The organism is Vogesella oryzae (assembly GCF_902829295.1).
Classification (GTDB): domain Bacteria; phylum Pseudomonadota; class Gammaproteobacteria; order Burkholderiales; family Chromobacteriaceae; genus Vogesella; species Vogesella oryzae.
This window is the reverse complement of record NZ_CADEPL010000014.1, coordinates 38,228-58,590: the sequence shown is the minus strand read 5'-3', so window position 1 is coordinate 58,590 and position 20,363 is coordinate 38,228. Positions and strand designations below refer to the sequence as shown.

15 protein-coding genes and 2 pseudogenes are annotated in these 20,363 nt (G+C 59.2%); 6 read left to right on the top strand and 11 right to left on the bottom strand.

The window, feature by feature from the left end:
• The first annotated feature begins 26 nt into the window (after positions 1–26).
• From ubiU to ubiT, 3 genes are read left to right on the top strand one after another with little or no spacing between them, the layout of a single operon-like run.
• Positions 27–1,025 (top strand): ubiquinone anaerobic biosynthesis protein UbiU, encoded by a 999-nt coding sequence (ubiU, locus tag HU218_RS05765; RefSeq protein ID WP_174873986.1) that lies wholly within the window; start codon positions 27–29, stop codon positions 1,023–1,025.
• Positions 1,016–1,936, top strand: coding sequence for a U32 family peptidase (locus HU218_RS05760; RefSeq protein WP_246210729.1), 921 nt, complete (start codon positions 1,016–1,018; stop codon positions 1,934–1,936). Before ubiU ends, HU218_RS05760 begins: the two co-directional genes overlap by 10 nt.
• Complete coding sequence (gene ubiT / locus HU218_RS05755; protein ID WP_174873984.1) at positions 1,923–2,357, top strand: ubiquinone anaerobic biosynthesis accessory factor UbiT; 435 nt, start codon at positions 1,923–1,925, stop codon at positions 2,355–2,357. The genes HU218_RS05760 and ubiT overlap by 14 nt, the downstream gene beginning before the upstream one ends.
• Before the next feature lie 211 nt (positions 2,358–2,568).
• Here the strand turns inward: ubiT and HU218_RS05750 are convergent, their stop codons facing one another.
• From HU218_RS05750 to HU218_RS05700, 11 genes and pseudogenes are all read right to left on the bottom strand, one after another.
• Positions 2,569–3,324, bottom strand: a complete 756-nt coding sequence (locus HU218_RS05750; protein ID WP_174873983.1) for a hypothetical protein — start codon at positions 3,322–3,324, stop codon at positions 2,569–2,571.
• Positions 3,325–3,475: 151 nt separating this feature from the next.
• Positions 3,476–4,408, bottom strand: a pseudogene (locus tag HU218_RS05745) (IS5 family transposase).
• Between the two features lie 99 nt (positions 4,409–4,507).
• Positions 4,508–5,083, bottom strand: a complete 576-nt coding sequence (locus HU218_RS05740) for a hypothetical protein (RefSeq protein ID WP_174873982.1) — start codon at positions 5,081–5,083, stop codon at positions 4,508–4,510.
• 5 nt (positions 5,084–5,088) lie between these two features.
• The gene (locus HU218_RS05735) at positions 5,089–5,358 is read right to left on the bottom strand and encodes a hypothetical protein (RefSeq protein ID WP_174873981.1); all 270 of its coding nucleotides are present in this window, start codon (positions 5,356–5,358) and stop codon (positions 5,089–5,091) included.
• Between the two features lie 371 nt (positions 5,359–5,729).
• Positions 5,730–6,008 (bottom strand): annotated as a pseudogene (locus HU218_RS17170) (phage baseplate assembly protein V); the annotation flags it as partial.
• A 180-nt stretch (positions 6,009–6,188) separates the two neighbouring features.
• Positions 6,189–6,665: a hypothetical protein gene (locus tag HU218_RS05725; protein ID WP_174873980.1), complete on the bottom strand. Its 477-nt coding sequence runs from the start codon at positions 6,663–6,665 to the stop codon at positions 6,189–6,191.
• Between the two features lie 15 nt (positions 6,666–6,680).
• Positions 6,681–7,193 (bottom strand): hypothetical protein, encoded by a 513-nt coding sequence (locus HU218_RS05720; protein ID WP_174873979.1) that lies wholly within the window; start codon positions 7,191–7,193, stop codon positions 6,681–6,683.
• Positions 7,194–7,204: 11 nt separating this feature from the next.
• Positions 7,205–8,950, bottom strand: coding sequence for a LysM peptidoglycan-binding domain-containing protein (locus tag HU218_RS05715; RefSeq protein ID WP_174873978.1), 1,746 nt, complete (start codon positions 8,948–8,950; stop codon positions 7,205–7,207).
• Between the two features lie 10 nt (positions 8,951–8,960).
• Positions 8,961–11,927: a type VI secretion system Vgr family protein gene (locus tag HU218_RS05710; protein ID WP_174873977.1), complete on the bottom strand. Its 2,967-nt coding sequence runs from the start codon at positions 11,925–11,927 to the stop codon at positions 8,961–8,963.
• A 119-nt stretch (positions 11,928–12,046) separates the two neighbouring features.
• On the bottom strand, positions 12,047–13,384 hold the full coding sequence (locus HU218_RS05705; RefSeq protein WP_174873976.1) for a HAMP domain-containing sensor histidine kinase: 1,338 nt from the start codon (positions 13,382–13,384) through the stop codon (positions 12,047–12,049).
• 2 nt (positions 13,385–13,386) lie between these two features.
• A complete protein-coding gene (locus tag HU218_RS05700) occupies positions 13,387–14,091 on the bottom strand; it encodes a response regulator (protein WP_174873975.1) in 705 nt (234 codons plus the stop codon).
• A gap of 180 nt (positions 14,092–14,271) precedes the next feature.
• Between HU218_RS05700 and HU218_RS05695 the strand changes: the two genes are divergently transcribed.
• The 3 genes from HU218_RS05695 to HU218_RS05685 are packed head-to-tail and all read left to right on the top strand — an operon-like array spanning position 14,272 to position 19,843.
• A complete protein-coding gene (locus HU218_RS05695) occupies positions 14,272–15,675 on the top strand; it encodes an efflux transporter outer membrane subunit (protein WP_174873974.1) in 1,404 nt (467 codons plus the stop codon).
• Positions 15,672–16,784: an efflux RND transporter periplasmic adaptor subunit gene (locus tag HU218_RS05690; RefSeq protein WP_174873973.1), complete on the top strand. Its 1,113-nt coding sequence runs from the start codon at positions 15,672–15,674 to the stop codon at positions 16,782–16,784. Before HU218_RS05695 ends, HU218_RS05690 begins: the two co-directional genes overlap by 4 nt.
• Entirely contained in the window at positions 16,781–19,843 is a 3,063-nt protein-coding gene (locus tag HU218_RS05685; protein WP_174873972.1) for an efflux RND transporter permease subunit, read from the top strand. Before HU218_RS05690 ends, HU218_RS05685 begins: the two co-directional genes overlap by 4 nt.
• Positions 19,844–20,363: the final 520 nt, after the last annotated feature.

The following is a 20,363-nucleotide window of genomic DNA, read 5'->3' as shown; positions in this document are numbered from 1 at the left end:
GCGTTTTGCTTGCAAGGACTTTCAGCATGCCGCTTCCCGAACTGGTCTGCCCGGCGGGCAGCCTGCCATCGCTCAAGGCCGCGGTCGACAATGGTGCCGACTGCGTGTACTTCGGCCTGAAGAACGATACCAATGCCCGCAATTTTGCCGGGCTGAATTTTGACGACAAAACTGCCAGCGAGGGTATCCGTTACGCGCGGGCCAAGGGCGTCAAGACGCTGCTGGCGATCAACACCTTTGCCCAGCAGGCCGACAGCGCACGCTGGCAGCGCGCGGTGGACGAGGCCGCCGGGCTGGGCGTCGACGCGGTGATCCTGGCCGACTTCGGCCTGCTGGATTACGCCAGCCGCCGCTACCCGCAGCTGCGGCTGCACCTGTCGGTGCAGGGCTCTGCCAGCAACTACGAGGCCGTCAACCTGGCGCAGCAGCTGTTCGGCGTGCAGCGCGCGGTACTGCCGCGGGTGCTGACCCTGGCGCAGGTGGAGCAGGTGATTGCTAACACCAATGTCGAGATCGAAGTATTCGGTTTTGGCAGCCTGTGCGTGATGGCGGAAGGGCGCTGTCTGTTGTCCAGCTACGCCACCGGCCAGTCGCCCAATACCCATGGCGTGTGTTCGCCGGCGCGCTTCGTGCGCTGGGAAGAGGGCGCGCACGGCATGGACGCGCGGCTGAACGGCATCCTGATCGACCGCTACGCGCCGGAAGAACCCAGCGGCTATCCGACGCTATGCAAGGGCCGCTTCGAGGTGGAAGGCAGCACCGGCTACGCGCTGGAAGAACCCACCAGCCTCAATGTGTTGCCGCTGCTGCCGGAGCTGCTGCGCATTGGCGTGGCCGCCATCAAGGTGGAAGGCCGCCAGCGCAGCCCGGCCTACGTGGCGCAGGTGACCCGCGTGCTGCGCCAGGCACTGGACAAGGCGGCGCAGGGCGGGCAATACGCCGATCCGCTGGCGATGGCCACGCTGGGCAAGCTTTCCGAGGGCCAGCAAGTGACGCTGGGCGCCTATAACCGACCATGGAAATGACCGATATGTCGCTACCGTTGCAACTGGTGCTGGGGCCGCTGCTGTACTTCTGGCCGCGCGAGCAGGTGATGAACTTCTATGCCGAGGCCAGCAGCTGGCCGCTGCAAAGGCTGTATCTGGGTGAGGTGGTGTGCTCCCGCCGCCAGCAGCTGCGTACCCAGGACTGGATCGCGCTGGCCGCCGACATTGCCGCAACTGGCAAGCAGGCGGTGCTGTCCACTCAGGCGTTGCTGGAAAGCGAGTCCGACCTCAAGCGGCTGCGCAAGCTGATCGACAACGGCGCGGCGCTGGTCGAGGCCAACGATGCCGGCGCCGTGCATTTGCTACAGCAACGCGGCCTGCCGTTCGTCGCCGGCCCGTATCTGAACATCTACAACAGCGACACGCTGCGGCTGTACCGTCGCCTGGGGGCGCAACGCTGGGTGCCGCCGGTGGAAATGCCGGGCGATACCGTGCGACTGATTGCGGTGGCCAACCCGGACATCGAAACCGAAGTCTTTGCCTGGGGCCGGCTGCCGCTGGCGCTGTCCTCGCGCTGCTTCACCGCGCGTCACTACCAGCTCAACAAGGATGACTGCCAGTTCCGCTGCCTGGAACATCCGGACGGCCTGACGCTGGCGACGCGCGAATCGCAGGATTTCCTCGCCATCAACGGCATCCAGACCATGTCTGCCGGCTGCCACAGCTTGCTGGACGAGATCGCACAACTGCCGGCGCGCGGCGTGCAGGCGTTGCGCATCAGCCCGCAAAACCAGCACCTGGCCGCCGTGGTACAGGCCTTTGCCGCTGCCATCGCCGGCGAACAGCCGGTGGCGGATTTGTCCGCACTGGCGCCGGGGCCGCTGGTCAACGGCTACTGGCACGGCGAAGCCGGCATCGTTCTGAAGGAGGCCGCCCATGCCCGTGCCTGAACTGAAAGTACCGGCCACGCTGGCGCGCGTGCTGGGCAAGCTGCCGGCTACCCCGCCGGTGTGGGGCATGGTGCGCATGCTCAACCTGTTGGCCGCCCGCGGCATCCTGCCGGTCGATCACGGCCTGCTGGCCGGGCGCCAGTTCTGCATCCGCGTGCTGGATGCCGGTATCAGTCTGCACTTTGCCAGTGACGGCAGCCGCTTTGTCGCCAGCCACGCGGACACGCCGCCCGATCTGCTGCTGGCGGCCGATTTGGCCGACTTCGCCCGCCTGATGCTGCGCGAGGAAGATCCGGACACGCTGTTCTTCAACCGCCGCCTGCGCATCGAAGGCGACACCGAGCTGGGGCTGACGGTGAAAAACCTGCTCGACAGTGTGGACTGGCAGCACACCCCGCTGGCGCGATTCATGGCGGTGTAGGACTAGGGTGGGCAGACAGAAAAAGGTTGGCCGCAGTGATGCGGCCAACTTGGTCTGTGTGTGCGGATTAGCGCATTTTCAGGATGATTGCTACTCGCAGTATTTGAGATGGTTGATAAATTGATAAAGTTATTTGATTAATATGTTTTATATTGCGGATGCTGTTTTAGTGTTGACTCTGCTAGGGAGTTATTAAGATCAGTCTGGGTTTTTACTGTTTTTTAGGAGTGATATTTATTCCCTCGCAATCATCCCAGGAAATTTTGCAGTCCATTTTTTCATTGGGAAGAACCTCAAAGGTGTAGTAGATGTTTTTTCTACTGCCATCTAACTTCCCGCTCCATTTGAATGAGTAGTTTTTACCATTTTTGGTTAATGTTGGAACTTTGGAATTTCCATTTTCAGGATGGTTACCTCTGAAGTAGAATAGCTCAATCAATGTTTTGTATTTTTTATCAAATACATAAAAACTATAGTGGGTGCTGGTCTGGTCGTATTTGTCAGGAATATTTTCCGTTGTGTATTTCATGTAAATATAATCTTTGTTGCTGAAGAGTATTTCTATGAAGTTATTGTTTTTGTTCTTTGGTATTCCACTAACATCAAATCGATATGGTTTTCCGTTTTCGTTAATTTGTAGTTCAGCATCTTCGGAATATTCTTTGTCAGCAATGTTTATATATTTTTTCTCCTCTGGTGTGTATTTTCTCTTTGTTGAGACTAGTCTTCCTGTTATGTTTTCTTTTGAGTCAATCAGGACAGAATAGTCGCTATCAAGTGAAAATATTCTACTGCGCTCATTGTCGGCTTTTTTTTCATTGCTCTTTGCATATTCGTATGCTCGGCATGCTTGAGGCTCCTGGATTTTTTCGCATTCTTGCCGATAGTAACGTGTTTTCTCTGTTTCGGCTAATGTTGAATGCGGAAAAAATAATGTAAATGATACCAAGTAAATTAAGTTTTTCATATATTCCTAACGATTGTTGCAGTTATCAATAAGTGGAAGAGGGTCGAAACGGCCTGCTAGACCAAGGCCAGGAGCAATTTCTTTTCTAGCTTCAAAAGACTTTGTTGCACAAATCAGCCACAGGTCGAACTACCCCAATCCCCAGACGGACTTAGCCCATACGGACCGTTTGTGGCGTGCCCAAGGCAGTAAAGCAATTCAGAATCGCTGCACAGATTTGAAGTTCTGCAACGTGCCTATCAAAGTCTCGTGACTTGACGTGGTCCGCCAGTAATTTAAAGCAATGCATCTTCGTTTCGACCAAGCTACGCCGATGGTAGCCACTCCACTTTTTCCAGAGCGTGCGCCCCAGATACTTCACCGAGCGTAGTGACTCATTGCGAGCCTGATTGCCCCGTGAACGCCCTTTCCAGAATTGACCGTTTCGGCGAGGGGGAATGATGGCCGCAGCCCCACGCTCTGCGATCGCTGCGTGACACAGGCGTGTGTTATAAGCCGCGTCCGTCGTTACTGTCGCCAATTCCTCTGCCTCCAGAATCTGGGACAGCAGCTCCGGCAACATTGTGGCATCGCCGGTACGATAATCGGTCACTTCCATTGCCCGGATTTCCAGCGTTTGCGCATCAATCCCCAGATGCAACTTGTGCCACTGGCGGCGGTAATCAGCACCATGCTTTTTCACCTGCCACTCGCCTTCGCCCATCATCTTGATGCCGGTACTATCCACCAGGAGATGCAGGCAACCCTCCTTTTTCTGTACTGGAATGCGAACCAGCAGGTCTATTTGGCGGCGAGAAAGCGCACTGAAGTCAGGTGCCACCCAGTCGAGCCCGGCCAAACGCAGCAAGCTTTCGACCATGCCGGTGGTTTGGCGTAACGCGAGGCCCAAACTGCATTTGATGGTGAGACAGAACTAAATGGAGGCGTTTGAAAATGTTGGCAGGCGCCCCCGTTTAGCAGTGGTAGCCGCTAGCCAGTTCATAGCCTTGTCGAGTCAGAGAAGGAGTTGCCAGCGCTGCTTGAGGGACTGATTGTAGGTTTGCCAGTTGGTGGTTTGGTACCTGGGAGGGAGGGGGTTGCTCATGCCGTCATTCTACCGGATGGCCGCAAGCCCTGATTTGTGCAACAAAGCCGCAACAAAGCCGAGTGCGACGTGATTTTTCGAGGTACCCTTTATTGATTTCTAATCCGGACACTTTTGGTCAATCAACTTTGCGGTGTTATTGCCATCCTTGTTCAAATAGCTCAACTTGAGCCTTCCAACGGTTTGGAAATTACCCTTGATGGTAGAAAATATCACTGCGGACTGAGTGTAAAAACCGAATTTTGGATCGCTATATCTGGCCCGCCAATAATATTCGGCACCACCCTTATAGAAAATTGGTGCTAATGCAATACCCTTACCATCGTCTGTCGGCTTTAACACGCAGTATCTCTGTGCATCCAGCGCCAGCACGTCGTGGGTAGGCTTCGAGACACCATTTCCTTTCTGATAAAAAAAGCTGATGTTACATGGGCTACCACATGAAAAAGACACTTCGGCCAACCTAGTAGAGTGCCACTTGGCTCTGACAGTACAGGTCGGGATACCATTGAACAGGCTGATCTTGCCTATTTCAGTGTCAATCCAAGCAGAGCAACCATCATCTGTGCAAATATAACTTATGCTTTCTGTCTTGTCAGGTGAGCTAAGAATTACTTTCTCCGCAAAACATGATGCAGATATAGCATACAATACAAAAATAAAAATTGCCCTCATGACTTTTACGGCTCCTCATTTTCTTCTGCGTGAGCTTGAATAAGAGTGTTTTTATCTTTCTTTATAATCTCAATTTCCAGGCTGACATTCTTGCTGCTAGAGAGAGGGATAGTCCATCCGTTGATCTTGTAGGATACCCCGGACTCATCTATCTTATAACCCTTTCCATTTTTATCTTGAATTTTACTGAAAATTCTAGAGTACAACTCTTCTGGAGCTAAAAGGGCAAAGTATTCGGTCGTCCCAGTTTTTTTCTGGAGATTAATGCCGGCCATGACATCTTTTTCGTCCAGTTTGCACTTGTAAATTTCGCTGTAGTTGCCTCTTGGCTTGCCCCCATCAGATTTCACTGGCTTGCAGTTTTTTTCTGGATTAAGGGCAGCGACTTGCTGTTACTACCCACAAGGCTCTTTGGATTAGAAAGGAATGAATAAAGATTAACTTGGTGATCTGCTGCGACAACAAAATTTAGAGTAGTTGATGTAATGAACAAAATAAATTGCATCGCTTTTTTAATAATCTGCTGCATCCAGTGTGGCTGTTGGGTTAATAAAATCATCACGTCTCTTGAATGGCGGCGGATTTGTTGCACAAATAAGTTAAAGGCCGAACAACCCCAAACCCCAGGCGGGCTTATCCCGTACGGACCGTGTTCGCTGCTGAGCTTTGCTCTGACTTCGCCCGGCATGTCGTCGAACAGCAGCTCGTTGAACTGCCCGCCGTGGTGTTCCTTCGACTTGATGCCGGACAGCGTCTTGTTGCCCGGCAGCTTGCCGGCCCCGCTGAGGTCCGGCGTCGGGTGACTGCCGTTGTACAGCACGCCGGTAATCACCGGCCGGTCGATATCGCCTTCGATGAAGTCGACCAGCACTTCCTGGCCGATACGCGGGATGAACTGGTGGCCCCAGGCGGCACCGGCGCTGGGCGTCGAACTCGCTGCGGAACGGCGCATCGCTACTCTCGTCGCTGGCGGCCAACGTTGGCCGCAATGCCGCCGGCAGGTTGCGGCTCAGCTCGGCCGGCAGGTTGTTGCGCACCGCCAGCGTCTGGCGGGTGAGCACGAACTCGCGCTGCTCAGCATGCCTGACAGATGCCATCCTGATCGTCAGGGCTGGAGGCGAATTCTCTCAATAACCAATCCCACGGGCGCGATAAAGTTGCCGTTGTTAGCCGGCTCGAACTGTCCGATGATCATTACCCGCTTGCCGGTCATGCGGCCAACCAACTTTTCCAATTTTTCTGGCACGATTAACTGAGCGCTTTTTATCGGATCAACATCCGATGCTTCGATACCGTGATAATCGAGGACACAGGATTTTTTGTCCGGATAGAACAACCAGGCGGAAAGTCTGGCATCACCATCAGCGATGCTGTTGAAGTTAGGGGGGCCTGGATAGAACTTTTCCTTTATCACTCCCGTTAAGGGGGGGAGTGGACGCTGATAATCTTCACATGGTTTTTTTGCAGCCAAAACATGGGGGGTTTGAGTTGTTAAAATTAATACTATTGTGAAATGTTTTTTTAATTTATTTGAATGCATTTTAATGTCTTTGTTTGGTTGTGTGCGATCTATATTATCCATGATTTTGTAATGTTGCTATTTTGCGCTTGTTAATGGTTTTTTTGTTAATTCAATGGCGCAATCTAAATCGGTTGTTGAAATGTCGATATTTCTTATTAGTTTGTCATTTTTCTTGTAGAATTCTATTAGAACAGGTGAAGAGCCGCAGGCATCTTGAATGTGCTTAGGCAAAAGGAATATTATTTTTTGTACTTCTGTATTTGATTTTGGCCAAGCGCTGTATTCTATTTCTCTATTTTTCTTGCTTGTTATAAATTGTGGGGTTGAACTCATTGAAATGAGACAGAGTATATTTTTATTGGTTGATTTTTCTAGTATTTGCAAACCGTCGTCAATGGTGAATTTTTTTGATACTTTTAATGATTTTGATGAATTAATTAGTTGATTTATGTTGCAATTATTTTCTTGTGGAAACATTGTTTTTTGTATTAATTCAAAATCTTGCTTGCTTATGTTGTTGCTTGCTTTGGCATAAGTGGCGATGCTAATAATTAATGCTATTGTAAATAATGTGTGTTTTCTTGACATATAGGCTCAGGCTATCTGGTAGATGTTGAAGCTTTGAACATATCAATGCTGATGTTGTTGCAAAGCACGTCTAGTTTTATTTTTTCCCCTAGAGATTTAGCATTCTCTATTTCCTTTATGGCAAAATTATAATAGCTGGCAGGTACGAAATAACCTACTAGCTCATATCCTAAGCTATTTATATAAGTACCAAGGTGTTTATTTAAGGTGATGGAGTCGCCCTGATTTCCACCTAGCACCGCAAAATCGTTTTCTATGCCGTTGATGTTATGATAGGCAAGGCATACATGGCCTTGCCCTTTTTTCTTTGGGTTTGCATAAACAACTAATGCACCATAAATTGGCTTGTCTATTTTTTTGAATTTTTTACTCCATTTTGGAAACTGGGAAGATGCCGATTTCTCAAATTCATATTTGGATGATTTCAGACAAAAATTTACAAACGATGCGCACCATGCAGTTTCCAGGCTTGGAAAGTTAAGGCCTATCTCTTTGTGGTAATTGGTTTCTATAATGCCATTTACTTTTTTGTGGCGAGCTTTTTTGCTTTTTAATGCTTGTTGACTTTCAACATATCCGCCCCATTTTTTTGCTTCATCAATTGCTATCTCCATCCAGGGGGCGCATCTACTATCTGATGAAAGTAAAACAATGGGGGACCCAAGGCCATCTTTGCTTCTGGTGGGTTTGGTTTCTGTATTGGTTGTAGTACGTTTTTCAGTATTGGCGGGCTGTTGTGTCGTCTGTGGGGCTGAAGTTTTCTCCGTATCAGTTTGAGCGTTGTTTTTTGCAGGGATGTGTAATCGTAACCCTGGGTAAATACGGTTAGGATTTTTGATGTTATTGGCTTGTTGAATTGTAGGTACGCTGGATTTGAAGATTTTGGCAATATTGCTCAGTGTATCTCCCGGTTGTACTACATACTGGGCACTTGGTCGTGAGGTTTTTTGGCTGCTATTGTTAGGTTGGTGTGAGGCACTGCTGCCGTGAATTACCCATTGTTCCAATACCGCCAAGTAGTGTTTGGCTTCGGCTGTTGGATCGATGCTAAGGACTTTTTCCAAAGTTCCTTTGGTATTTTTCACCAGAATATCAATGGGGCCTGCTTCAGGTTTGTGTACAATCGGAGGAAGTCGACCGCTAGCCGTGGTTTTAGTTTCTTTTTGCTGGCCACCTTGCTGAATAATTGCTGGCTGGTTAGCAATAGGGCGCGAGCCATCAGAAAAGGTGACATTGGAAGCTGCAACTAGCCTCTCCTGTCTTGGCCCTTTGGATTGGTCGTTGTAGCCTTCGATACGAATAATGGCCTGCACCAAGCGCTCAAATTCACCGGCTTGTAGTGTGTTGATGACTTGATTTCGACTAAGTCCGCTAAACAGTTCAACTTGCTCAATATAGCGATTGGTGTTGTTCTCTTTTCGTGGGGCGTAAGCCTCTATAGCTTCGCTGATTCTCTTGTTGGAGTGTAAGCGATGTAGGTTATTTCTCAGCTCATTTACTCCGGTTTCGTAGTCCGGAAATATTAAGAAATAGCTGAGTGCGCCATCTTTGTTTTTGGCCTGTGCGAAACCTATATGTGTTTTTACTTTTTTTGGGGCCGGTAAACCTTGCGGGCTAATTGCAGGTCGTAGATTGCCTGGGTTGTTAAGTCTCCATGGCAAACTGCCGCCTGAGCGTATGAGAAAGTTACCTTGTTGGTCTGTGTAACTGGCAATTTTATTTTCTGTATCGTATTTTGCTTTCAACCATTTTGGCATTGTTATATCCTTATGGCTGTTTGAAAAATTCAATGACAACATCGTCTGGCAGAAAGTCGTCATCCGTTTCTGACGAGTTAGCGATGTCTAGTTCATCACTAAATAATTCGTCTTCTTGTTCCATTGTGAACTCATTATGGAGTATCGCTAGTTCTGAGACTTGCCATTTTCCATCACCAATAATCAGCTGGAGTTTGTCAGGCTCATCCAGCGTGATGCGCGGTAGTTTGCCATTTTTCGGAATCTTACCTGTGGCTACTACTTGGCCAAGAGTGTTGCGGATTTCGTAAGGTTTACCGACTACTCCCTGTACTTGTGCCATTTCATCAGAATGTTCGAATGCAAAGCGCAAACTGTGCTTGTTAGCGAACTCACTTGACGGAAGTAAGGGGGGGCTGATCGACAAGCTGTCTGGCCCACTCAGCTGATGCTCCACCCCCTTCACACTCACCGTACCCGGGCAGTGCACTTCGATATTGCCTCCGGCCAAGCGGATGTAGGCGCCGCCGCCGACGTTGAGCAGGATTTCCTCTTTCGCGGCGATGGTGATGCTGTCTTTACATGAGGTGACTGTCACATCCTTATCCGCCGTCAGCTCCATCGCATCGCTCTGCGCCTGCAACTGCACCTTGCCCTTGGCGGCGATCAGTTTGAGGCTGACCTTGTCCTTCACCCCGGCCACGAACAGGCTGATGTGCTGGCCGACGTTGTGCAGCCAGCGCCGGCCGCTGGTCTGGTTGAGGTCGCGCTGCGCCACCTGGTCGATATTGCTGCCTGCGGCCAACGTTAAGGAGTTGTCAGTGCTGGCGGCCAGACCGGCCGGCGCGGACAGGATCATCAGTGGTTGCCGCCCGGCCTGGGCTGATCCATTTCCCTGGGCCGCCGTTTTGCCGTCTTGGTCGGTATTGCTGCCGGCTTCCCACGCTTTCAGCGCCGCAACTTGGTGCTGCAGGTGGCCGTCGGCTTTGTTGCCGCCTTTGGCGTTGTCCGGCTTGATCTCGTCCGGGCCGGTTTCCAGCGTGTCGGCCAGTTGCGCCGTGGCGGTGTCGGCTAGACTTTGGGCGAGGCTGAGGGCGGCGTCGAGCTGGCTCTGCGCGCCGTCGCGCGCCAGTTGTTTGCCGCCTGCCGCAGCCTGCGTTTCGGTCGTCAGCAGCAGGCCGTGGCCGGCGCGGATCGCGCCGTGGCGGTCGGTGCGCAGCTCGAAGCCGTCGCCGCGCGGCGTGGCTTTGCCGTCCTGCCGCGGGTGGGCGAGGTAGCCCTGATTGAGCTGGGTGCTGCCGTGTTCGCTGCTGAGTTTGGCTCTGACTTCGTTTGGCGTGTCGTCGAACAGCAGCTCGTTGTACTGCCCGCCGTGGTGTTCCTTCGACTTGATGCCGGACAGCGTCTTGTTGCCCGGCAGCTTGCCGGCCCCGCTGAAGTCCGGCGTCGGGTGACTGCCGTTGTACAGCACGCCGGTAATCACCGGCCGGTCGATATCGCCTTCGATGAAGTCGACCAGCACTTCCTGGCCGATGCGCGGGATGAACTGGTGACCCCAGGCGGCACCGGCGCTGGGCATCGCCACCCGCAGCCAGCAGCTGGAGCGCTCGTCCAGATTCGCCCCGCTGTCCGGATGCTCGTCCGGCCGCTGCCAGTGGAACTGCACCTTGATGCGGCCGTTGGCATCGGTATGGACTTCTTCTCCCTCCGGCCCGACCACGGTGGCGGTCTGCGCGCCGCGGGCGGTGGGTTTGGCGTGGGTCGCGTCGGCATAGACCGGGGTCAGCGGGATGCCGCGGCGCTGGGCGTCGAACTCGCTGCGGAACGGCGCAGCGCTACTCTCGCCGCTGGCGGCCAACGTTGGCCGCAACGCCGCCGGCAGGTTGCGCGCCAGCTCGGCCGGCAGGTTGTTGCGCACCGCCAGTGTCTGGCGGGTGAGCACGAATTCGCGCTGCTCGGCGCCGTCGCCGTCATGTGCCGGGTGGCCGTCGAGACGGAACCATTGCCCGGCGGTGAGGCCGCGTACCACTCCGGCACCGGAGAAGGTCTTGGCCTGGGCATCGTGCGCCTGCTGGCGCAGCCGCGCGTAGTGGCCGAGCTGGTCGGCATCGCTGGCGTAGTAGGCGCCGGGGGCATCATAGCTTTGCAGGCTGGACTGCAGCCGGGCGCCATCCTGGCCCTGGTCGACGGCGCTGTCGTCAGCACTGTGGCCGGTAGCCACCGGCTGGTAGTCGTAAGTCGCCAGCGCCACGCTGCCGCTGACCACCTGGCGGCGGCCCTCCCAGCGGGTGAGGCCATCCTCTTCCTCGGTGGCATCGCTGCGATGGAAGCGCACGCGTTCGACGTTGGCCGCCGGCAGCGCATACGGATCGTCAAAGGCCAGCAGCTTGACCTGCGGCGTCTCGCCGTCGAGGTGCTCGTAGCGCCAGCTCAGCCCTTCCTCGCGCAGCAGGCGGGTGATGAAGGCGTAATCAGATTCGCGGTATTGCAGGCAGTAGCTGCGCACCGGCAGCGGGCAGGACAGCACGAAGTCCAGGCTCTGCACCGCAGCGAACACCGGGTTGGCCGCCGCGTGCTCGGCAAAGATCTGCCGCACGATGGCATCGACCGACAGGTCCTGGAACACGCGCGAGGTCTGGCGCAGGCGCAGCAGCGCGAACGGCGGCTCGATGCTCAGCGCGTATTTGGCGAAACCACCATCGCTGCCCAGGGTATCGGCAGCACTGACCACGCCGCAGCGCAGGCTCTCGCTGCCATCGGCGCCGGCAATGCCCAGCCGCACCGGCAGGCCGAGCAGCGACTTCAGTTCGATGCTGTCACTGGCGGACAGGCACTCTATCCGGAAGCGATAGCTGTCGGCCAACGCCTCTTCGCCGGACAGCGCCAGCGGCAGCAGTGCCTCGCCCCAGCGGCTGCCATCGCCCAGCTGCAGGGTGAGCAGACGCTGGTCCTGGTTGAAGGCGGCGGCGAAGCTGGCGAGCAGGTCGGGAAAGGACATGGCAATTCGCAACGCATAAATGACGGGCGCGTATTGTATGTCAATGGGCTAGTCTGGCAAAGCACAATGCTATTGGCAAATTGTAACTGCCGGTAAGGCTACAGCTTCTAGCTGGCGAATCATTGGACGGGGAGAACGATGCTCACTTCCAGCCCGCCACCATCACGCGGCCGGGCGCTGATTTGGCCGCCGTGCGACTCTATTGCGCGGCGGGCGATGGCGAGGCCAAGGCCGAAGCCGCTGCTGTCGTGGCCATCCTCGTCGATACGCAGGAACGGCTCGAACATGTCCTGCAGCGCATGCTGCGGCACGCCGGGGCCGCGATCGGCGACGGTAATCTGCAGAGCAGCGGCACTGCTGTGGGCCCGGATGTCTACCCGCGTGCCCTCGGCGGTGTATTTCACCGCGTTGCGGATTACGTTCTCGAAGGCGCGGTACAGCAGTTCGGCGCCGACCTCGGCGACGAATTCGCCGTCACTACTGAAGCTGACATCGCGGCCCAGCGCCTGCGCCTCGAACTGCGCGTCGTCGGCGATGGCGGCCAGCAGCTCCACTAGGTCAACCCGCTCGCGCGAGACGCTGCCGGAGCCGGCCTCCAACCGCGCCAGCGTCAGCAGCTCGCCGACCAGCGTGTCCACCCGTTCCACTTCGCGCTCGATGCGTTCCAGCGTGCTGTCCAGTCGTGCCGGATCCGGTCGCTGCCGCGCCAGGCCGATGGCGGCCTGCAGCCGCGCCAGCGGCGAGCGCAGCTCGTGCGATACGTCGTGCAGCAGGCGGCGCTGGGCACCGACCAGTTGCTGCAGCTGCTGCGCCATGCCGTCGAACTCGCCGGCAAGGTCGTTGATTTCGTCGTGGCCGCGCCCCAACCGCCGGCCGAGGCGGGTGTCCAGCCGGCCAGCGGCCAGTTCGCGAAACGCCCAGCGTAGCTGGCGTATCGGCTTGGCGGCACGCCACGCCAGCAGCGCACTGCACAGCAGGCTGATCAGCAGGGCGGTGGTAATCGGCAGCAGCGCCGGAGGCGGTTTGATGTGGGCATCGCGCAGCATGTTTGCCAGATCGTCGCTGCGCACGAACAGCAGGTAGCTGCTTCCGTTGGCCGCCTGGATGCGGCGGCTGAACGGCTGGCCGCTGGCGGCACGCTGTTTGGCGTCGCCGATGATGGCGGCGGGCAGCGCGCGGCCCAGCAGCTCGCTGTCACTGGCATCGAGTACATAAGTCGCGGGCAGCGGGTCATGCTGCGGCCAAGCTTGCAGCAGCTGGCGCGCGCTGCGGCTGTCCTGCTTGGCCAGCGCGGTGGCAAGGCCGCCGAAGACCAGCTCCAGTTTTTCGGCTTCGAAGCTGCGCTCGGCCTGCGGCATCGCCCAGCGCCACAGCGAGGTGGCGCCGATGATGCTGCCCACCGTCACGGCGATGAACAGCAGCAGGATCAGGAAACACTTCCAGAACAGGCGGCCCATGTTCAATCCCCGTCGCGGATCAGCTGGTAGCCCTGGCCGCGCACCGTCTGGATCCAGCTGCGGCCATCGCTGCCGGCGGCCAGCTTCTGGCGGATGCTGCTGATGTGCACGTCGATGCTGCGGTCAAAGCGCGCCAGTGGTCGGCCCAGTGCCAGTTCGGATAGTTGCTGTTTGCTGACGATCTGGCCGGCGTGGCGTGCCAGCAGTTCCAGCAGGCGGAATTCGCTGCCGGTTAGTTCCAGCGGCTGGCCGTAGCAGTGTGCGGCCAACCTTGCCGGCCACAGCTGCAGCGCGCCCACCTGCAGGCTGCTGTCGCCGCTTGCCGGCCCGGCCGGCGTGTCGGCGGCCTGGCCGCGGCGCAGGATGGCGCGCAGCCGCGCCACCAGCTCGCGCGGGGTGCAGGGTTTCGGCACGTAATCGTCGGCGCCCAGTTCCAGCCCCAGAATGCGGTCGATGTCGTCACCGCGCGCTGTCAGCATCAGCACCGGCAGCCGGCTGTGGGCGCGGATCTGGCGCAGCGCTTCCACGCCATTCAGCCGCGGCATCATCACGTCCAGCACCACGATGTCGTAGTCGCCGCTGAGTGCTTCCTGCACGCCGCTGGCGCCGTCGTGTACCCGGCGGGTGGCAAAGCCTTCCTGCTCCAGGTACTCGGCCAGCATGGCGCTGAGCTCCACATCGTCGTCTACCAGTAATACCTTGTTCATGCTGCCTGTCTTCCCGCCATCAACGCCGTGATGATAGCCGCTGCCAGCGGCGCTGTCGGGCGGCTTTACACGTCTTTACCTGACGGCGGCTTCTTTACTTATCTTTACCTTGGCTTAACCGCGCTTTACCCGCCAGGCAGCGAACATTCTGGCTATCTGTTTCGCGTGGGGATTCCTCGCATGTCATTCCGACTTTCCCTCTTGCCGGTGTTGCTGGGGCTGGCGCTGAGCGGTTGTGCCACCGTGGGGCCGGACTACCAGACTCCAGCCGTGCGCATGGATGCCCAGTGGCAGGCGGCCTTGCCGCACGGCGGCAGCACCACGGCGCTGCTGGACTGGTGGCAGAGCTTTAACGACCCGACGCTATCGAGCCTGCTAAAGGCGGCCGAGGCCGATAGCCCGACGCTGGACAAGGCGCTGGCGGCAATTGCCAGCGCCCGCGCCAGCGATAGCGAGGCCAACCTGTCCGGTCTGCCGACGCTGACTGCCAGCGCCAGCGATAGCCGCAGTGGCAGCAAGGGCGGCAGCGTGTCGCGTGTCAGCAGTGCCGCACTGGATGCCAGCTGGGAGATCGACCTGTTCGGCGGCGTGCGCCGCAGCCAGCAGGCTAGCGCCGCCAGCCTGGCCGCCAGCGAGGCGGACTGGCATGACGCGCGGGTGTCGCTGGCTGCCGAAGTGGCGACCGAGTACGTGAGCTACCGCGCCTGCCAGCTGCAGCTGGCCGATTATCAAGACAGCTACCGCTCGCAGCAGCAGACCGCCAGCGCCACCGCCGCCTCGTTGCAGGCCGGCTTCAGCGCGCCGGCGGACGGCGCGCTGATCGATGCCGGTCTGGCCAGCGCCCACAGCACCCTGCTGGCGCAGCAGGCGGAGTGCGCTATCGGCATCAAGTCGCTGGTGGCGCTGACCGGGCTGTCCGAACCGCAGCTGCGCAACACGCTGGCCGCCACCCCGGCGACGATCCCGCAGCCGGCCAGCCTGCAGGTGAGCACCTTGCCGGTGCAATTGCTGAGCCAGCGCCCGGATCTGGTGTCTGCCGAGCGCAGCCTGGCCGCCGCCAGCGCCAAGATCGGCGTGGCCGAGGCCAACCGTTATCCGCGGCTGTCGCTGAGCGGCAGCCTGAGCAGCAGCATGAGCCGAGGCAGCGGCAACAGCCAGGGCTGGTCGTTCGGCCCGTCGCTGAGCCTGCCGCTTTTCGATGGCGGCGCCACCCGCGCCGCGGTGGATACCGCCCGCGCCAACTACCAGAGCGCACTGGCCAGCTACCGGAGCGCGGTGCGCAGCGCGGTGCAGGAAACCGAGCAGGCGCTGGTGCGGCTGGAGAGCGCCACGCAGCGCGAAAGCAGCGTGGCGGCCAGTGCGGCCAACTACCGGCGCTATTTTGCCGCTACCGAACAGCAGTGGCAGGCCGGCAGCGTCAGCCTGCTGGACCTGGAAACGGCACGCCGTAACGCGCTGTCGGCCGAGCAGTCATTGATTACCGTGCAGCGCGACCGCGTGCTGTACGGCATTTCGCTTTACAAGGCGCTGGGGGGCGGCTGGCAAGCCGGCAGCTCCGTGGCCGCCAAGGGAGGATCCGCATGACCCGCAAACAGACCCTGACTCTGGCCGTGGCCGTTGCCCTGGCGCTGGCCGCTGGCGGCTGGCTGCTATGGCCGGCCAAGCCGGCAGCGGCAGCCAGCCAGCCGGCAGCCGCCGATCGCGCCGCGCTGACTGTCACGGTAGTAACGCCGCAGCAGCAACGTTGGCCGCAACGGCTGCAGCTGAACGGCGCACTGGCAGCGTGGCAGGAGGCCACCATCAGCGCCGAAACCGGCGGCCTGCGCATCACCGCGCTGCATGCCGATGTCGGCAGCCAGGTGAAGCGCGGCCAACTACTGGCCGAGCTGTTCAGCGCCGGCGTGGCCGCCGATGTGCGTCAGGCCGAAGCGGCCCTGGCCGAGGCGCAGGTGACGCTGGCCGGTGCCCGCTCCGACCTGGCGCGTGCCCGCGCGGTGAAAGACAGCGGTGCGCTGTCGGCACAGAAAATCGAGCAATACGCGCTGGCGGTGGATACCGCCGTGGCCGGGGTGAAATCGGCCGAGGCCAAGCTGGCCAGCGCCCGCATCACCCTGGCGCAGACCCGCATCGTGGCGGTAGACGATGGCGTGATCACCAAACGCACTGCCACGCTGGGCAGCGTGGTGTCGTCCGGTAGCGAACTGTTCAGCCTGCAGCGCCAGAGCCGGGTGGAGTGGCGCGCCGAAGTGGCGGCGCAGCAGCTGGCGCTGGTCAAAGCAGGGCAGCAGGCCGTGCTGACGCTGAGCGACGGCCGCGAGGTCACGGGCAAGGTCCGCCAGCTGGCGCCGGCACTGGACAGCAGCACGCGGCTGGCGCTGGCCTATGTCGATGTGGCGGCGGGCAGTCCGGCACGCGCCGGCATGTATGCCAGCGGCAGCATCCTGCTGGGTGACACCGCGGCACTGACGGTGCCGGCCAGTGCGGTGGTGGTGCGCGACGGCCACAGCTATGTGTTCGTGGTGGATAGCCACGCGGTGGTGACCCAGCGCGAGGTCAAGGTTGGCCGCAGACAGGCGCAGCGGGTAGAGCTGCTATCCGGGGTGAAAACCGGCGAGCAGCTGGTGCAAAGCGGCGGCGGCTTCCTGAATGACGGCGACAGCGTGCGTGTGGTCAGCAGCAAGGAGGCGGCATGAATTTCTCCGCCTGGTCAATCCGCAACCCGGTGCCGGCCATCCTGCTGTTCGTGGTGCTGAGCGCCGCCGGCCTGTTTGGCCTGCACAAGCTGGGCATCCAGAACTTTCCGGACATGGATTTCCCCACCATTACCATCAGCGCTTCGCTGGAGGGCGCGGCGCCGTCGCAGCTGGAAACCGAGGTCGCCCGCAAGATCGAGGACGAGGTGGCCACGCTGGGCGGTATCGAGCACATCACCACCACCATTACCGATGGTAGCGTCAGCATCAGCGTGGAATTCGCGCTGGAGAAAAACAGCGAGGAAGCGCTGAACCAGGTGCGCAACGCAGTGGACAGCGTCAAGGGCGAGCTGCCGGCGGACATGGAAACGCCGACGGTGTCCAAGGTGACCACCAGCGGCAGCGCCATCATCACCTATAGCGTGGCGGCGCCGAGCATGAGCGAGGAGTCGCTGTCGTGGTTTGTCGATAACGAGGTCAACAAGGCGCTGCTGTCCACCAGCGGCGTCGGCAAGGTGGAGCGTGTCGGCGGTGTGGACCGTGAGGTGCTGGTAGCGCTGGACCCGGTGCGGCTGAATGCGCTGGGGGTGAGTGTGTCCACTGTCGCCAGCCAGCTGACTGCGGTGCAGAAAGATGCCTCTGGTGGCCAGGGGCGGCTGTCCGGTGCCAACCAGTCGCTGCGCACGCTGGGCGCGGTGGGCAGCGTGGACGAGATTGCCGCGCTGTCGATTCCGCTGGGCGACGGCCGCCACGTGCGGCTGGACCAGCTGGCGACCGTCAGCGATGCCCATGCCGAACGCACTACCTATGCCATGCTGGATGGCAAGCCGGTGATCGGCTTCCAGGTCACCCGCGCCAAGGGCGAGAGCGAAGTGGCGGTGGTGGAGCGGGTGCGTGCTACCGTGGCGCAGCTGCAGGCGCGCTATCCGCGCGTGCAGTTCACCGAGGCTTACAACACCGTGGAGTCGATCGCCGACAACTACCAGGGCTCGATGCACCTGCTGCTGGAAGGCGCGGTGCTGGCGGTGCTGGTGGTGTGGTGGTTCCTGCGTGACACCCGCGCCACGCTGGTGTCGGCGACCGCCTTGCCGCTGTCCATCATTCCCACCTTCGGCATGATGTACTACTGGGATTTCAGCCTGAACACGCTGACGCTGCTGTCACTGGCGCTGGTGATCGGCATCCTGGTGGACGATGCCATCGTCGAGGTGGAAAACATCGTGCGCCACCTGCGCATGGGCAAGACGCCGAAGCAGGCGGCGACGGAGGCGGCCGACGAGATCGGCCTGGCGGTGGTGGCTACTACGCTGACGCTGGTGGCGGTGTTCCTGCCCACCGCCTTCATGAGCGGCATCACCGGGCGCTTCTTCCGCCAGTTCGGCATGACCGCCGCCGTGGCAGTGTTGGCCTCGCTGCTGGTGGCACGGCTGCTGACGCCGATGATGGCGGCCTACCTGCTGAAAGCGCATCCGGAGCGGGCCGAGGACGGCAAGCTGATGACCCGCTATCTGGGCTGGGTGCGCTGGTGTCTGGCGCACCGCAAGACCACGGTAGCGGCGGCGACGGTGTTCTTTATCGCCTCGCTGAGCCTGGTGCCGCTGTTGCCGACCGGCTTCGTGCCGGCCAGCGATCTGGCGCGTACCAGCGTGACCATCACTCTGCCGCCGGGCAGCACACTACAGCAGACGCGTGCCATCTCCGCCGCCGCCCAGCAGCGCATGGCCGGGGTGCAGGGCGTGCGCCATGTATTCAGCTCGGTCGGTACCGCCACCAGCGGTGGTGGCCCCGGTGCCACCAGCAGCAACGACAGCAATACCGCCACCCTGACTGTGACGCTGACGCCGCGCGGCGAGCGCCGCGAGAAGCAGGCGGCGATCGAAGGCCGTATCCGCGCGGCGCTGAAAACCTTGCCGGGGGCGCGTATCAGCGTCGGCGGCGGCAACACCGGCGAGAAACTGGAGGTGACGCTGGTGGGCGACGATGCCACGGTGCTGACCAGTGCCGCGCAGGCGGTAGAACGGCAGATCCGCGGCCTGAAGGGCATTGGCTCGGTGGTGTCCGATGCCAGCCAGCAGCAGCAGGAAATCCAGATTACGCCGGACAACGCCCGCGCCGCCGAGCTGGGGGTGACCAGCAGCGAACTGGCCTCCACCGTGCGCATGGCAACCTACGGTGACTACTCCAGCAGCCTCGCCAAGCTCAATCTGCCGCAGCGGCAGGTGGACGTGCGGGTGCGGCTGGACGATGCCAGCCGCCAGAACCTGGACGCCATCAGCCAGCTGCGGGTGGCGGGCAGCAACGGTAACGTGCCGCTGTCCAGTGTCGCCAGCATCGGCATGGGTAGCGGCCCCAGCCAGATCAACCGGCTGGATCGCATGCGGCAGGTCACCATCGACGTGGAGCTGGGCGGGCGCAGCATGGGCGAAGTGCAGCAGGAAGTGAATGCCTTGCCGGCGCTGAAAGCCCTGCCGGCAGGGGTGAAGCAGCGTGCCGCCGGCGACGCCGAACGCATGGCCGAGCTGTTCGGCAGCTTCGGCGGCGCCATGGCGGTGGGCGTGCTGTGCATCTACGTGGTGCTGGTGCTGCTGTTCCATGACTTCCTGCAGCCGGTCACCATTCTGGCGGCGCTGCCGCTGAGCGTCGGCGGTGCCTTCCTGGCACTGCTGCTGACCGGCAACAGCTTCTCGATGCCGTCGATCATCGGCCTGCTGATGCTGATGGGGGTGGTGACCAAGAACTCCATCCTGCTGGTGGAATATGCGGTGATGGCGCGGCGCGAACACGACATGAGCCGTTTCGAGGCGCTGATCGATGCCTGCCACAAGCGGGCGCGGCCGATCCTGATGACCACCATTGCCATGGGCGCTGGCATGCTGCCGATCGCGCTGGGGCTGGGCGCCGACCCGAGCTTTCGCGCACCGATGGCGATCGCGGTGATCGGCGGGCTGCTGACCTCCACCACGCTGAGCCTGCTGGTGGTGCCGGTGGTGTTCACCTATATCGACGATCTGCTGCAGTGGTTCAAGCACCAGCTGCGTCGTCGTGTGCAGTCGCATTAAATCGGGCCGGCACCAAGTGCCGGCTGGCATGCTGCGGCCAACCCTGTCGGCCATCATCACATTGGACTGTCCCGGATTCTGGATGAAGGAGCTGGACACCAAGCAATAGTCAACGGGTGCCGCTGACAAGCCTAGAACTGTTGGTGATTGTAAACAGGGCACCGGCAGTTCTTGGAAGGATGTTTTCGTAGCAATGCCAACGCTAACAACTAGTGGGGCAGTCCAATCATAGGGCAGGATTGCCTACAGGAGCCGGGGCAGTCCAAACCCAATAAGGATTGCTACCGCGAGGATGGGATACACCAGCAGTGCGCTGTGTTCGTACAAATGCAACCTGGCCAGACAGTAGAAAAGATGCGCGAGCTGATTGAAGCTTGTGCAAATTCACTACGTGGAAGTTCGATCTTAGACCATAAAAACGCGGTAAAAGTTACTGGTGGACACCGGCTTCAGCGCTCCAGAATAGAACTACTTCGGGGCTTGAAGCACCTGTGCGGATACCTGACGAAATGTTCCCAGA